Origin of the sequence: Spirulina major PCC 6313 (assembly GCF_001890765.1) — a bacterium.
Taxonomy (GTDB): domain Bacteria; phylum Cyanobacteriota; class Cyanobacteriia; order Cyanobacteriales; family Spirulinaceae; genus Spirulina; species Spirulina major.
This window is the reverse complement of record NZ_KV878783.1, coordinates 4001339-4016202: the sequence shown is the minus strand read 5'-3', so window position 1 is coordinate 4016202 and position 14864 is coordinate 4001339. Positions and strand designations below refer to the sequence as shown.

Genomic DNA, 14864 nt, shown 5'->3' with positions numbered 1-14864 from the left:
GCACCGTCGCTATTTTTCCAAACGCACCACGTACCACTGTAAATAGTCCCCAGGGCCAAGGTCGATTTCGCAACTGGTTTCCATCAAGTGTTTTGCTTGGGCGGAGCGAGGGGCGAACCGTTGGAGATCGCGGGGGACATGATCGAGGGTGGCTAAGACCTCTTCGAGCTTGGTCAAGAGTTCCTCAGCCGTCAAAATTACCTGTTCCGGCTGCCCAGATTCCAGCACCACATAGGCATCCTCTTGATACATGATTGAATCCGCCATCATTCTCTCCTCGGTCAATTTTTGAGCAAAGCTTTCTAAAATGTTAAGGGTATTGCACCCCCTTTGCACTGATGGCGAACGCTTTTCTGACTTTAACCTATGAACCTGCCCTCGAAAACTTGGGGGATGACTATTATGATCGCGTCCCGGCGGCCACCTTCCCGGAGCATATCCTCCGGTTCCGTAACGATCGCCTCTTGCCCACCCTCGGCCTCGATCCGCGCCAGGTGGGGGATGATGACTTTATTGAAGCCTTTGGCCATTTCCAAGGCGTGCGCCCCTTCCTCGCCCTACGTTACCACGGCTATCAGTTTGGGCAATATAATCCGCAACTGGGGGACGGGCGCGGCTTTCTCTACGGTCAGGTGCGGGGCGTGGATGGCGTGCTGTACGACTTTGGCACGAAGGGATCGGGACGCACGCCCTATTCCCGGACGGCGGATGGACGGCTGACCCTGAAGGGGGGCGTGCGGGAAGTGTTGGCGGCGGAATTGTTAGCGCGGTTGGGGGTGACGACATCGCGCTGTTTGAGTTTGATTGAAACGGGGGAACCGCTTTGGCGGGGAGATGAACCGTCACCGACGCGATCGTCGGTGATGATCCGGATGAACCGATCGCACCTCCGGTTTGGCACGTTTGAGCGGCTCCATTATCTCCAACGTCCGGATCTGATCACGCCTCTCCTTGACCATGTGATCGCGGTGTATTATCCGGACATTGATCCGACGGGGGGCGATCGCTACGCCGAATTTTACGCAGCATTGGTGCAGCGGGTGGCAACCTTAGCGGCGCAATGGATGGCGGCGGGGTTCTGTCATGCCGTGCTGAACACCGATAATATGTCGATCACGGGGGAAAGCTTCGACTATGGCCCCTATGCGTTCATTCCCACCTACGATCGCACCTTCACCGCCGCCTATTTTGACTACAGTGGCCGCTATGCCTACGGCAATCAACCGGGAATCTGTCGGCTCAATTTAGAAATGTTGCAAGTGCCGCTCAAATTGGTGATGGCGACAGAGGCGTTAGAAGCTGGGCTAACTCAGTATGATCAGCAGTATTTCACAACCTATCAAAGCCTGATGCTGAAGCGGTTAGGATTTGGGGCATTGTTGGGAGAATTGGGGACTGATTTACTGAAGGCGACGATCGCCACCTTGGCCGAAACCCAAGCGGGCTATAGTGAATTTTTCATCACCCTCGCCCAGGAATTCCGGTCTGATTGGCGGCGCGATCGCACCCTGATCCTCAAAGATCTTAACCTCAGCATCGAGTGGGAACCCTGGGCAACCCTCTACCATCAAGCCCTCAATGAATTCGCCCCGGATCAGATGCCCACCATTGCCGATCAACTCCAAGCCGCTAACCCCAAAACCACCTTACTCCGCCCCGTGATCGAATCCGTGTGGGATGCGATCGCCCAGCACGACAACTGGCAACCCTTCACTGATCTCGTGGCGAAAATTTGGGATTAACATCCCGCCCTCATGACCCTATTGATTTGGAAAACCGCTGATGCTAACCACTGCCCCAGAACCCCCAGCCCTTCTTCATCCCAGCGGTGAACAACGGGTTATTTTTCATCACATGACATGGGACACCTACCTCCAAATGTTGGCTCTTTTACCCCAGTCGAGGAACTCGCGTCTCACCTACGATCACGGAATTTTAGAAATCACAATGCCCTTAGAAGATCATGAATTTTATCGGTGTATGCTTGAGCGATTTATTTTAGTTTTAGTGGAAATTTTGGAATTGCCAATTAAAACAATGGGATCAACAACGTTAAACTATCCCAATCTCGAAAAGGGGGCTGAACCCGACAATGCCTATTATTTCCAAAATCAACCCTTGGTGAAGGGGCGTAATGTGGATTTTGCCAATGATCCGCCGCCGGATTTAGTGGTTGAGGTGGATATTACCCACACAGATATTCAAAAAAATCAATTCTATGCCGCCTTGGGTGTGCCGGAATTTTGGCGGTTTAATGGACAGGTGTGGCATATCTATGTGTTGCGATCGCACGTCTACATTGAAGTCGAACAAAGCCCAACGTTTCCCGACATCCCAAAAACCTGGCTCTATGATTTCTTGGTCACCGCGAAAGAGGATGAAATCGGCGCAATGCGATCGCTCAGAAAGCAGTGGAACGCAGCACACCCGGCATAGTAGACAAGACGGTGCGTTACGCTTCGCTAACAGCACCCTGCTGTCACGGCACAGCCAGAATGATGTGGTATCGTAGGGTTGGGTTAGGCGGCTTAAACTCCCGCCATCACGACAACCCAGTAATCCGCCATACCCCACCGGTTAACGTGTGTCATGACACTACCATAACGGTAATCCTCTGTCGTGCGAGTGCCGTGCGAGCTTCTAGATCGTTGCTCTGTGGAGGGGGATTAACTGCCGGATGGCTCAACAGTTATCGCCATGTATAGGCAGTGGTTTTTAAGGGAGATTGAGGGGGATCTTTGTCCCTCGTGTTTATGGAAACCCCTATAACCCACTGAACTTAGCCAAAGGTGCGACCGTTCCAGCCCCACATCGCACCTTTGGCATCGGCAAATTCGATATAAATTCGAGTTTGATCAATGCCGAGGGTGCTGGCAATTTCAGCACAAAAGTCTTGGCTCATGGCAGCGGTTTGACCGGAACTCATGGAGCCGACACTTTTTACTTCGAGATAACAGGTCGGTTCTACTGTGCCGCTGAAGGTCATGGGAATATCGGCTTCAAAGGCGGTCATCACGTAGGATTCCGACTTACCTAAATGTTTGGCGAGTTTGCCGGAGAGGGTTTTTAACAGGCCTTCGACTTGGGCGGTTTCGGGTTTGGCCAGGGATGTTTGGACTTTAATAAAAGGCATAACTCAGTCAGTTTTGATGCAAAGGATGGAAAATAATGTGCTTAACCACCATATTGCCAGCCGGTGCTTTCTAGTAGCAAGGGGTCGCCCTCGCGGTGAACGCCAGCGCCAACCACTTCACCCACAAAGACTGTATGGTCGCCATGGTCAACGCTGCCCACCACACGGCATTCTACATACCCCAAGGAATCGGTGATCACGGGGCAACCGGTTTCTGGCCCGGCGATGCAATCTACATCGGCTAATTTATCCCCTACAATGCGCTGGGGTTTGAAAAATTGCGCGGCTACTTCTTTTTGGCTGCTGTCGAGGACGCTGAGGGCAAAGACACCACTAGTTTTAATCATGGCGTGGGAACCGGAATCAGCCCGGACACAGTTGACGACGAGGGGCGGCTTGAATGAGGCCTGCATTACCCAACTGGCGGTGAATCCATTGCGTTCGTCGCCATCTTTGACACCGCAAATATAGAGACCGTGGGGGATTTTACGGAGGATTGTTTTTTTCGCTTGTTCGTCGAGCATGATTCAGTTTTGAGGGGTGTGCATCTGCTAAAAAATCATAGCGTGTTGCGGCAACGGCTGGTTTGGCGGGGGTCATCACCCAATAGGTTTGGGGTTGGCCGAAGGTGTCAAACCAGGCGGTGATTGCAGTGGTGTGACTGTTGGGTGCGATCGCGCTGATTGCTGCCCGTTGCTCAGGGTCGCGGGTGATGATGGCAACGGGGTCGGGGCCTTGGAGTTGGGCGAGGATCTGAGCCGTGGTGCTGGCGCGATAGGTGCGGTGGTGTTGGTGGAGATAGGCGGGGATGCTGGGGAGATCGAAGCGATCGCCCAATAACACCACCGTATCGGGGGCAGTGTGGGCGGCGATCGCCTGGGCAATCTGGACTGAACCGGAGCGATCGGGTTCTAAGCTCGGTAGCGCAATGCCCCAGAGGATCAGTAAAAAAACAACAGCGTTCACTGTGGCGAGGGTAAACGCCCGTGACCCCTGCCCGCTTTGACTCAAGCGATAGACTCCCACTGCTCCCGCCATCCAGCCGATCGCTAAGGGCAAGACTGCGATCGCTGGCACGATCATTAACGTCCCCAACAACCCCAACGTAAACAGAATCGCCCCCCCAAACCCCACCTGAAACCAGCGTTTCATCCTCTGCGCCCCCGGCGGGGCAAGACTGGTTTGAGCGATCAGGATCGCGATCGCCGGATAGGCCCCTAGGGCATAGCTGGGCAGCTTGCTCGGAATCAATTCATACAGCAGCCAGCCCGCCACGATCCAAGCGGTGAGGGGCAGTTGAGTCGGCGATCGCCAACGCCGCATCGCCGGACCCAGGGCCGCCCCGAACCAAGGCAACCACGGCAGAAATGCGATCGCAAACACCCCCAAAAAATAGCCCGGCGGCCCCCATTGGCCAAACACCACCTCCCCCCCAACCCGGCGCAGCACATACCAGTCCCCCAGCCACCGCAACAACGCCCCACCATCTAAGCGCCAGGTCATCCAACCCCAAACCCCAAACGGGACGAGGGCTAGGGGCAGCCCGAATTCTGGGTGTAATTGTCGCAAGCCTTGGCGATCGGAGCCTGTCCCCAGAAACCACCAAAACAATCCACTCCCACCCACTAAAATCAAAATTGGCGGCCCTTTCGTCAGCACCCCCAACGCCATCGCCCCCCAGAGCCACAGTGGCCACGAACCATGGGGCGATCGCACCCCCCGCACCATCGCCAACATCGCCACCGTTTCCCACAACACCAGCAGCGCATCCGTCAGCGCCAACCGGCCCAGATTGGGCAAGATCCAAGACGTGAGCAGAATGAGCGCCGCCCGCTGCGCGATCGCCTCCCCCCAGACCCCACGCCCCCACCGCCACAACACCCAGCCCGTCAACCCCACCGCCACCCAACTCGGTAACCGTGCCGCCCACACCGTCCCCCCCAAACCCGCCAGCGACCCCGCCATCACCCAAAACTGAAGCGGCGGTTTGCGATGCACCTCCGACCAGAGAAACTCCGGAATCCACCATTGCCCCGTCTCTAGCATCCGCTGGGCAAACCCCAAATAAGCCGCCTCATCCTGATCCCAGAGTGCGATCGTATTGGTAGCGATCCCCATAATCAAAACCGCCATGACCAAAAGCCACAGCGGTTGCCAAGTCTTGCCACAGGTTTGTTTGCCAATGGTTTGCACTCTACACCTTCGATTCAAACGCCAGAGAACGGATGATACTCCATCGTGAGAGTCTGAATCATACCCTTCATTTAGTTATCAGACTCATTATTTTTGTTCGACTGCTCATTCGACTCACCCTCAGTGCTGCCACTAGAATATCGTCTTCCCTTGGAGTAAGAACGTGTCGATTTCTTCCGAAATTGTCTAGCGTAGGCTGCGTTACGAGCAGCTTTATCCTTCTTAAGATTGCGACGTTTGGCCACAGTAATTCCTCAAATAAACAAAAAGAATGCGCTGAGTGGGACAACTCTGTTGAAAGTAATAGCTCTCCCACCAGCGCAACAACCCATGATACCCAGTGTTTAGTACTTAGAGCTAGAACGGTTGTTTTCGCGGGGACGAGCTTCGTTCACTTTAAGCTCACGACCCATCCACTCAGCACCATTCAGTCCATCAATGGCTTCAGCTTCTTCTGTGGAACTATCCATTTCGACAAACGCAAAGCCACGCATCCGACCGGTTTCACGATCAGTCGGCACGTGAACCCGCTTCACTGTCCCGTAGTCCGAAAACACTTCGGTCAGGTTCTCTGGGGTGATTGAGTAGGCAAGATTACCAACGTAAATTGACATAGATTGAATGTCTCCTCAAGGCAGTTTGAATAATTGTTGGAGATAAGGTTGTCGGAGACTAGCTGTTCAATAGCTGAGAGAAAAACCAATCAATACTGAAAAACAAATGCTATTACCGATTCTCATACTCATTGAATAGTATAGCACCCCGATAAAACTGCTTTTCACAGCGGATGTTGTTTAACCCTAACCTGTGCAGCAGCAAAAACATTGGGGGCAGATTCAAAAATTAAAATGCTGACCCCCATGGGGTGATCTCTACTCCCAAAACGTGCTATCCCTTAGTAACGCAGGAGGATTCCAGCGGGATAATTCGTCGCCCTAGTGATTCTCGCGGGGACGAGCTGCATTCACTTTGATGTTGCGACCCATCCATTCTGCACCATCTAAGGTTTCGATCGCTTTTTTTTCCTCTTCTGAATCCTCCATTTCGACAAAGGCAAAACCGCGCATCCGGCCCGTTTCACGGTCAGTGGGGAGATGAACCCGCTTTACTGTTCCGTAGTCCGAAAACACTTCTTTGATGTCGTCCTGGGTAACGTCATAGGAAAGATTACCGACGTAGATTGACATGATTTGAAGATCTCCTTAGGGAGTGAATAATTATGTTAGGAAGTCAAGATTCTCGGAAACATGCCCATCAGTTGTTTCAGACAACTCAATCGATACTTAAAAAAAGTGATGACCGATTTTCATACCCGTCCGATAGCATAGCACTGATACAACGCTTTCCTCGGAACTCCATGTCACTTAATCAACATAAATTAATTTTATGCTGGCTAAGTAAAACCCCTAGGGAGTCGAAATTTCAAACAAGAGTGTATTTCCTGAAATGCTTTTTTGGCGAGGTTTTACACATTTGATTGAGGTCAAGCTTAATGAGAAATGAGGGTTAATGCCCATGTCATTGAAACTAAATCGATCAGGGCAGGCCGATTTTCATACCAGCGATCACCTAACCAAAAGACAGAGGTATTTTGATGAGTGAAAACAATAGTTATCGGAAGCTTTGCTTGAGCTTGGATGATGGGATTGATGGGCAGCGATGTCATCATTTCATGATTCTTGCGAAATAGCTAAAATCTGGAGATCATAAAACGATGAGTTTGCTGCTTTGGCGATTTCCTGCTCACAATACAGTTATGATGGTGAACCCAAGCTGCATGGGCAATAATTTCTTACCCATAACAGCTTAGGGCCATGCCATAACTGTCTAATGCTGGATTGCAGAGTAGTCGTGGCGACTACGGTCAGTTCAGCAATTAGAACACCACGAATTCGAGGAGAACAAATGTTTAGTGTAACTGCAAGACAACTCGTCCAACCGTAAGACTTCCGATGCTAAACTTTGCTTGTTGCGAATCGACTGGGGTCAAGGATACCGCTTCAACCTTTATCTGCCGCGTTGTTCCCGTTCGCGAGCTTTATTGACTTTGAGGGTACGCCCCATCCACTCGGCACTATCGAGAGCCTCGATCGCCTCTTCTTCTTCTGCATCTGCACTCATTTCAACAAATGCAAAGCCGCGCATTTTTCCTGTTTCACGGTCTTTGGGAACGTAGACTCGCTTAACAGAGCCGTAGTCGGCAAAAACGGCTTCCAGGTCTTTCTCCGTAACTTCGTAAGAAAGATTACCAACGTAAATTGACATAATTGAATCTTTTCAATCAATGGGTTGTCTAGAGAGATAAGATTTTCGGAAACTAGCGGTATCAATAGCTGAGGGGAAAAACCAATCAATACTGAAACACGAACGCTACGACCAATACTCATACTCATGACTCAGTATAGCACTGATACGAAAATGCTTTACGGGAAATTGCCGGGAAGATACTGAAGAATTCTAAATAAATGTAACAGTAGATGCTGATGGGACGTTGATTTCAACAATCTAGGTCGAAATCGCAAGAAAAAAGTACGTTTGATCCTTTTGAGTTGAGGCTGTGCAGGTATTAGCGGGCTTGATCATGATCCGGTTGATGGGCGATCGCGTCACTTGACAGAATTCTGCTCTGAGGGATGGTGCTCCCTATCGTGAGGCTGTAGCCCTCTGGCGGGATGACGGCCTCATCAAAATTTTCTGGAAACGCGCCATAACCATCCAGAGTGCTCTTTGTATCGTTTTGTATAGCACTGATCAAACGTCTCCTGTCTCGATCGCTGCTATTTTCGGGTTCCCATCCTGGGGACTTAAGCGTCATGCCTCAGCCGCCTCGATCCTCCCCAAACTGATTCTCTCGCTGAGGGCGATCGCTGATCACCCGACGACCCTCTAGATATGGATGATTTTGAGGTGAGTAATTATAAGGATGATGATTTCGAGAGTTTAGCTGTTGCTGCATCCACGGAACCCCACGACACAGGCGGGGTGTATCGCTTGATTCTCGCTACCGGGGAAGGTGACCTGCACAGGACGCGAGTGGTTGATCTGAATCAATGAGTTGAGAAAGTGCTAGCTTCACTCTCATTAATCTAGGGAAAAATTTGCGATTAATATCTCTTTTCCCATGGCAGCATTGTTTTGTTTGTAGTTATTCATGCCATATTGTAACTGCCACGATCGCATTTCAAACTCTTGGTATTGTTCGCGAATATAGTCACAATTATCATAGGTCATCAGCCAGCGATGACGACAGTTTTTTAATTCTGTCCCTAGGCGTGCATGGTCAAATGACGTGTGAAGATGTCCCTTCTTGCCGTATAGCTTGGAGCCGGTGACAGAATAATAAGGTGGGTCTAAAAAAATCAAAACATTTTGACCCGGTTGATTCAATAGCAGGCTGTAATCATCATGGGTGATTTCAATCTGTTCAATAATTGCGATCGCTGCTTCCAATCGATCAATGGATGAGTCGGTAAATCGTTTATGAAACGATGCATCGGAATACCCTCCAGAGTCCGCTACTCCTGAAAAGGTAATCCGATTCAACACAAAAAAATCCACCGCCCGCTGAAAGTCGGATAACTCTCCTTCCCGGCGCTCCATAATCTCCCGATAGAGCGATCGCCCATCCTGATACTGCTGCCGAATCGCCCGCACCGCATCCACTAGGCGCATTTTCTCGGTCTTTAACTGACTCCAAAAGCAATACAGCTCATAATAAAGTTCTGTCGCCAAAAATCGGCAACCGGGGGAATCCTGAACCGCAAAAAAACTCACCGATCCCCCACCCAAAAACGGCTCCCGAAACTCCTCAAAGTCCCCTAAATAATCCTTCAAAAATTTAATCGCCCTCGACTTCCCCCCCGGATACCGTAACGGACTTTTAATCATAGGTGATGCTTTTGTAGAGTTCAATGATTACGAGAGCAAGTATTCGTCATATTATACCCAGACTGCAAAATAAAGTAACCTTCATGCACATTGCTAACACTTCTCATCCATCATCTAGCCCTTTCTCTTTCGCTAACGTTTTGCGATACTCTGAAGCCTCAGCAATTTTCGTGAAATGTATTTCTGACTTGTTGCTAATTAGATTTTTATCGATTTCCTGGACGGCATGAACAATTTCATCAAGCGAAACCCTGAAAAAAGAGAATCAAGAGGAATCGATTACTTCATAAATTTAGGGGATTTCATAGTTGGTATCCATTGATGTCAGGTCTTTGATTTTTGCTCAGTCGTCTTTGTCGTCCCTCGTACGTTTCATAGCGAATTGTGATTTTAGCCAATTTTTCTTGATTTGAAAATGTAACTGATTTATTTTGTTCTGGGAACTCCCAAATAGTAAGTTTTTCAACTAATCGATCAACTTCTTTTTCTTGTGGTTCACCATAAATACCAGACAACATTAAAGAAATTGCCATTTCATCCATAATATGTTGACCTGTTTCTTCAGGATTAGCTCTATCCGTAGATTCAAAATTGTTCTTATCTCTGAATCGAATAGGTTCTTTGACTAAGATCACCTCTTCTAGTCCATTTTCGGAAATAATAAAATATACATCGAAGTAAATTTCACGAATTACTGGACGGGTGTTAACAAGAAATCCTTCCATTCTGTATTCGTAACAATTATTCTCATAAAAATTCATACATATTCGAGCCGAATCAGGCACTCTAACCATCTTAGAACTATCAAACTGACTAAATAGTTCTGATTCACTCATACCATATGTAGTATCGTAAGGATTCAGGTGGGGGGGGGTTGACAAATCAGAAAAAACAGCTAAGTTAGCACAATGAAGCCCATCGAGATTCCCCCAGCCGTCGAACGAGAGCAACTGAGACAAGCATCATCAGAGGTGCTGGTGGAACTGGTGTTGCGGCAACAAGAGATTATTCAGCAACTAGTCTGGGAAATAGAGCGGCTCAAGAACAACGCCAACAGCGATAGCGAGAGTTCATCGAAACCCCCATCAAGCGACATCCACAAACGCTCAGAACACCAACCCCCAGAAAAAGAGCCACCAAGCCAAGGAAAGCGTAAACCCGGTGGGCAACCCGGTCATCAGGGAAAAACTCGCAAAGGGTTTGGCAGAATAGACCGCTACGAAATGGTGCGAGCGCAAGTGTGTGGGTACTGTGGGAGCCAAGAGTTGAGCCTAGTCCCCCGAAAAACGCGCCGCCATGAAGTAGCCGAGTTAATCCAACCCGCCATAGAAGTAGTGGAGTATGAGCAGCAGTGCTGCTGTTGTAGCCGATGTGGACAGGAAACATGGGGAGAGTTACCGCCGCCGGTGCTGGGAGGTCAAAGCTTAGGAGCCGGACTGCAATCCCTGTTGGTGTGGTTGGGGAACTACGCTCACATGAGCTATGAACAGCAGCAGGAATTCCTAGAGGAACTGGGGAATATCACCGTGGGAGTAGGGACATTACAAGCGACCAACGAAAGGGCATCCCAAAGCGTTAAGCCGACAGTAGAGGAACTGGGAAACTGGGTGAAGCACCAAGACTATGCCCAAGTGGATGAAACACCATGGCTAGTCAAGGGAGTGAAAGAGTGGATGTGGGTAGTGTGTGGGGTGGGTTTTTGCCTCTTCCACGCCGCTGATACTCGTTCAAGGGCGGAATTAGAGACCCTATTAGGTCGAAGCTTTGATGGTGTACTCGTCTCTGATGACTTCAGTGTGTACAACGGTTATGAGGTGAAAGCCCAGCAGAAGTGCTTGGCTCATCTGAGGCGGCACTTCAAGAAAGTCTGCAAGCTCAGGCATGGAAAAAATCCAGAGTTGGCGAAGGCATTCCTGGATCTGATTGACACAGCCTTTGAGCAGCATCGTCAGTGGCGTGAAACCGAGGATGGGGCTGCCTATCATCAATGGGCGGCGGGCTTTATCTATGAGGTGAAGGCGGCTGTGGAGCATTGGCTCCCCCTGGCTGGGCATGAGGCAGGCTTGTTATTGCGCTCTCTACGTGATAAGGCAAATCAGTGGTGGTATTTCCTGTCCCATCCAGAAATTCCCCCGGATAATAATCGTGCGGAACGCTCGTTGCGGTTGGCTGTAACCAAGCGTAAGGTTTGTGGTGGCTCGCGTTCGATGGTAGGTTTTGCCCAGACGGCAAGGTTACTGAGTGTGATTCAGACTTGTCGGACTCAAGGGCGTTCGGTGTTGAGTTTCTTGAAACAAGCTTTGATGGCGACGGCTTCTCCTGAGCAAGTCTCCATGCCTTCCCTCATCCCTGCTACCTGAATCCTTACGTAGTATCATTCCAAAGCTCTACAGATGTGTTAGAAGATTGACTAGGTTCAATTTCTATTGAATCCGTATTTTGTTCTTGAGCTATTTCATTGTCAATTTGTTTTGATGAAAATAAATTAGACAACACGAACAAACCAAATAGCGTGAAAAACAAAATTGCAATTTTTTTTGGTTCTTTTTTAATAAAATCTGTTGTCAGGTTAATGATTTCTTTTGTTGTTAGATCAAGAATTTTCTTTTGCTTCTTAATTTTACTTTTTTGTTGTTTTTTTTCAAGATTCTTATCTATCCTTTTGATTTTCTGAACACCTTTTGTTGACATCTTCGTTTCTGAATTATTCTCTTTTGATGACTCTGAAAGAGAAAATGAAAGTTGCCATTGATTTGATGCTTGATTAGTAGCTCCACCTTTAATAACCACTCGTTCAATATTTTGGGGATTGAGTTTTGTTAGACCTTGTTGCAAAAAACTACTAACAGCTTTTTGATTTAGTGAAGTCTTAGACTTAACAATAAGGCTTAAGCAATCATGACTTAGTGATGCTTTTACACTTATACCTTTAGGGCTTAGTGTTTTATTTATCAAAGCCTCAATGGCTTTCGGATTTCCTTCCTTTGCCAAACTGTATTCATCAGAGTTTTTCATATGGTATAACGCTCCCATTTCATATTGTACAGATGTAGACTACTATTTTAATAGCATGAATTTCAATATAAAGCACGACAGCAAAAATGTAGTAGCAGGGTGGGTATTGCCATCTCTTGCAATACAAACAAGTAAACTATAAGCAAATAGCACGACAGAGTAGGAGTTTTAGAGATTACTACTTTGAATATTTCATCATTAAGCCAAAAGATTACATTTTGTTTTAAGAAATACTGCAATTTTTTTAATTAGAGTGAGAGACGGTTCACTCTTGGGGGGGGTTAGGCTTTGAGGAGTTCTATCTCACCGCAACTGCGATCTAGGGATTCCTCGAAGGTGTATTTGGGTTGCCAGTTTAAGACCGATTTAGCGTGTTTGTTGGTGTAGCGCAACGGTTTAAAACGACCGTGCAACTTTGCTGGAACCACAATCCCCGGCATTTTAGCTTTGCCGTCTAAAAAGGTTTGATTGATCCACCAACCGAAGCCCGCGATCGACTTCATTACCACCCAAGGGCAGTAATAGAGCTTCGGAGATTCGGCCCGCTTCATGAGTTCTTGGGTGTACTTCCCTTGGGTGGGTAAATTGTCATCCACAATGTTGATCGTTTCACCGATCGCACCCTCTGATTCTGCCGTGATGATCATCGCTTCGGCGCAGTTTTCTACATAGCTGAGGGGCAACGTTCCCCGCGTGCCAATGCGTAAGAGGACTGAGCCGAACTCAGCACCGAGGAGGGCGTGCCAGAGGTATTCTCGACCGTAGATCATGCCGGGTCTTAAGATCGTGACTTTGCCATTGTGTTCTGTGCCAAATTCGCGATAAAGCTCCTCTTGGATGAGCTTTGTTTGGGAATATTCATCTCGGTTGATCACCCGTTCTTGGGTGACAAGGGGGGAATTTTCATCAAGGAGACTATGGGCGCGTTTTTGTTGGTATTCGTAGACGGAAAAGGTGCTGATTGCCACGAGGCGTGATACTTGAGCCTCAGCCATGGCGGCGAGGAGGCTTTCCGTGGCCATCACCGTTCCGGCGAATTGGTCGTAGAAGTCGCCGGATTTGACAGCGGCGAGGTGGATGACGGCATCCACGCCGTTTAGGGCGGCGGTGAGTTCGGCTTGTTGGCGGAGGTCGATGCGAACGAGTTCGAGGCGATCGCAATCATGCCAGGGAATGCGGGTTACGTCGGTTTGGGGACGGACGACGGCTTTCACGTCATGACCCCGCCGCAGCCCTTCGGCCACGACATATTTACCCACAAAACCCGATGCGCCAGTAATTAGTAGTTTCATCAAAAACTCCTTGTGGAAACCCCCACCTCGCACCGCAGGTGGGGGAGGAAACAAGCGTCAGGCAGCGGGGTTAAATGCCCCACTGACTGACAATCTCTGCGGGCAACTGACCAAAATACCCGTGGCGCGATAGAGTAGCTCAACCTTGGCAGCACTAAACTGCCCAATACGCTTCCAAGTGAACTCAGAAACAGAAACTTGCCGAGTTGTATCCCCACTCACATAGCCCACCGAGACGCGACCTGCCATCTCAGCCCGCACTAGATCCCCCTTCCGGAATCCATGGCGGGTTACTGTGCCCCCATATTTGCGGCGTAGACCCTTCTGACGGGGAACCATGAGGTGCAGTTGCCTGCGACTGATGGGTGGCCGTTTAATCACCACAAATGGGGCAGATGTGAGCTTAACCTCTCCAAACCAAAGATAACCGTGACTGCGTTTCCGGTGGAAGGGACGATACTCGATGAAGTATCCACAGGCTAAAGCGATACCATCTACCGCATGGGTTTGGGGAATTTGTTCTGCTTTGTCCTGAGACTTCTTCAATCCCAAAGCAGAGCGAAGTTGAGCGGTGCCATTGCCATCCTGCTGCCACCCGTAGCGAGTGTAGACGGGGGCAATCTGCTCCATTTTCTCAATGGCATAGGCTTGCCCCACCATGACCGGAGAGAAACCTTTCCCAGATTTTGCTCCCTTTCGACCTGAGGTTAAGTCCACGTCGGCGCGAACTTTCTCGTAGCCAATGGTGGCAATGGGGAATAGTTGTCCCAACTCCTGAACAACTCGAAACTCTAGGTCTCGGTTGGCTCGGATACTGGGGGGCACTTTCTGCTGTTTACGGTTGTTAAATCGCTTTTGGCGATGATTTCGTAGCTGGAAGGGTAACTCTCGATTAATCCGCCGACTGCGGCGAGAACGCCGTAGCATTCTGCGATGATCCATCCGTTCACGCACCCTGGGGTAGGGGAGTTCTAGGTGGGACTGGAATAATGTCGCTTGAGCGGATTGAACGGCAATCCCTGAATAGAGTTTGCCGGGATCGAGCCCGACCACGATGGGCTGGGTATTACGACCCGATGGCTCCGCTTTCAGGCGCACTACCTTGATCCGTAGATTGGTTTTCACCCATTGGGCCTTGCCCTGCGCTACCCACCGTTGAGCGCGACTACTCTTGGTGGGCATGGCAGGAGTACCATCAGGGTTTTGGACTGGGATGCGTTGCATGGAAGATAATTCCAAAACTATAGGTCTCTTCAGCCAGTGAGTACGGTGTTTCTGGGCTGAACCCACTCCCTGAGATTCCAGGGCCTTACAAATAATCCGATTTAGAGAAGCAACCGGAA

16 protein-coding genes are annotated in these 14864 nt (G+C 49.4%); 4 read left to right on the top strand and 12 right to left on the bottom strand.

The genetic code is table 11. The features are described 5' to 3' along the window. Positions 1-9: 9 nt before the first annotated feature. Positions 10-267 (bottom strand): CRR7 family NDH-1 assembly protein, encoded by a 258-nt coding sequence (locus tag SPI6313_RS17785; RefSeq protein WP_072623210.1) that lies wholly within the window; start codon positions 265-267, stop codon positions 10-12. Between the two features lie 71 nt (positions 268-338). On the opposite strand from SPI6313_RS17785, the gene SPI6313_RS17780 reads away from it, so the two are divergent. Together SPI6313_RS17780 and SPI6313_RS17775 are read left to right on the top strand one after the other, a co-directional pair. Then, positions 339-1742, top strand: coding sequence for a protein adenylyltransferase SelO (locus tag SPI6313_RS17780; RefSeq protein WP_072622199.1), 1404 nt, complete (start codon positions 339-341; stop codon positions 1740-1742). Between the two features lie 40 nt (positions 1743-1782). Beyond that, positions 1783-2436 (top strand): Uma2 family endonuclease, encoded by a 654-nt coding sequence (locus SPI6313_RS17775; protein ID WP_072622198.1) that lies wholly within the window; start codon positions 1783-1785, stop codon positions 2434-2436. 343 nt (positions 2437-2779) lie between these two features. Here the strand turns inward: SPI6313_RS17775 and SPI6313_RS17770 are convergent, their stop codons facing one another. The 6 genes from SPI6313_RS17770 to SPI6313_RS17745 form a co-directional block, all read right to left on the bottom strand. Beyond that, positions 2780-3133 carry a phenylpyruvate tautomerase MIF-related protein gene (locus tag SPI6313_RS17770; protein WP_072622197.1) on the bottom strand — a complete coding sequence of 118 codons (354 nt, stop codon included), beginning with the start codon at positions 3131-3133 and terminating at the stop codon, positions 2780-2782. A gap of 41 nt (positions 3134-3174) precedes the next feature. Then, positions 3175-3657 (bottom strand): flavin reductase family protein, encoded by a 483-nt coding sequence (locus tag SPI6313_RS17765; protein WP_072622196.1) that lies wholly within the window; start codon positions 3655-3657, stop codon positions 3175-3177. Beyond that, a complete protein-coding gene (locus SPI6313_RS17760) occupies positions 3620-5326 on the bottom strand; it encodes an ArnT family glycosyltransferase (protein ID WP_072622195.1) in 1707 nt (568 codons plus the stop codon). Before SPI6313_RS17760 ends, SPI6313_RS17765 begins: the two co-directional genes overlap by 38 nt. A 344-nt stretch (positions 5327-5670) precedes the next feature. Then, a complete protein-coding gene (locus SPI6313_RS17755; RefSeq protein ID WP_072622194.1) occupies positions 5671-5940 on the bottom strand; it encodes an RNA recognition motif domain-containing protein in 270 nt (89 codons plus the stop codon). Between the two features lie 321 nt (positions 5941-6261). Beyond that, entirely contained in the window at positions 6262-6513 is a 252-nt protein-coding gene (locus tag SPI6313_RS17750) for an RNA recognition motif domain-containing protein (protein WP_072622193.1), read from the bottom strand. A gap of 820 nt (positions 6514-7333) precedes the next feature. Further along, a complete protein-coding gene (locus tag SPI6313_RS17745) occupies positions 7334-7591 on the bottom strand; it encodes an RNA recognition motif domain-containing protein (protein WP_072622192.1) in 258 nt (85 codons plus the stop codon). Between the two features lie 472 nt (positions 7592-8063). On the opposite strand from SPI6313_RS17745, the gene SPI6313_RS23690 reads away from it, so the two are divergent. Continuing rightward, positions 8064-8216, top strand: coding sequence for a hypothetical protein (locus tag SPI6313_RS23690; protein ID WP_175551177.1), 153 nt, complete (start codon positions 8064-8066; stop codon positions 8214-8216). Between the two features lie 191 nt (positions 8217-8407). On the opposite strand, the gene SPI6313_RS17735 is transcribed toward SPI6313_RS23690, so the two are convergent. Together SPI6313_RS17735 and SPI6313_RS17730 are read right to left on the bottom strand one after the other, a co-directional pair. Further along, a complete protein-coding gene (locus tag SPI6313_RS17735) occupies positions 8408-9214 on the bottom strand; it encodes a DNA adenine methylase (protein ID WP_072622190.1) in 807 nt (268 codons plus the stop codon). Positions 9215-9516: 302 nt separating this feature from the next. Continuing rightward, positions 9517-10050 (bottom strand): hypothetical protein, encoded by a 534-nt coding sequence (locus tag SPI6313_RS17730; RefSeq protein WP_072622189.1) that lies wholly within the window; start codon positions 10048-10050, stop codon positions 9517-9519. A 72-nt stretch (positions 10051-10122) separates the two neighbouring features. Between SPI6313_RS17730 and tnpC the strand changes: the two genes are divergently transcribed. Then, positions 10123-11574 carry an IS66 family transposase gene (tnpC, locus tag SPI6313_RS17725; protein WP_072621940.1) on the top strand — a complete coding sequence of 484 codons (1452 nt, stop codon included), beginning with the start codon at positions 10123-10125 and terminating at the stop codon, positions 11572-11574. A 4-nt stretch (positions 11575-11578) separates the two neighbouring features. Here the strand turns inward: tnpC and SPI6313_RS17720 are convergent, their stop codons facing one another. From SPI6313_RS17720 to SPI6313_RS17710, 3 genes are all read right to left on the bottom strand, one after another. Further along, positions 11579-12229 (bottom strand): hypothetical protein, encoded by a 651-nt coding sequence (locus tag SPI6313_RS17720; RefSeq protein ID WP_072622188.1) that lies wholly within the window; start codon positions 12227-12229, stop codon positions 11579-11581. Positions 12230-12510: 281 nt separating this feature from the next. Further along, positions 12511-13521 (bottom strand): NAD-dependent epimerase/dehydratase family protein, encoded by a 1011-nt coding sequence (locus tag SPI6313_RS17715; RefSeq protein ID WP_072622187.1) that lies wholly within the window; start codon positions 13519-13521, stop codon positions 12511-12513. Between the two features lie 57 nt (positions 13522-13578). Then, positions 13579-14745, bottom strand: coding sequence for an RRXRR domain-containing protein (locus tag SPI6313_RS17710; protein ID WP_072622186.1), 1167 nt, complete (start codon positions 14743-14745; stop codon positions 13579-13581). Between the last annotated feature and the right edge of the window lie 119 nt (positions 14746-14864).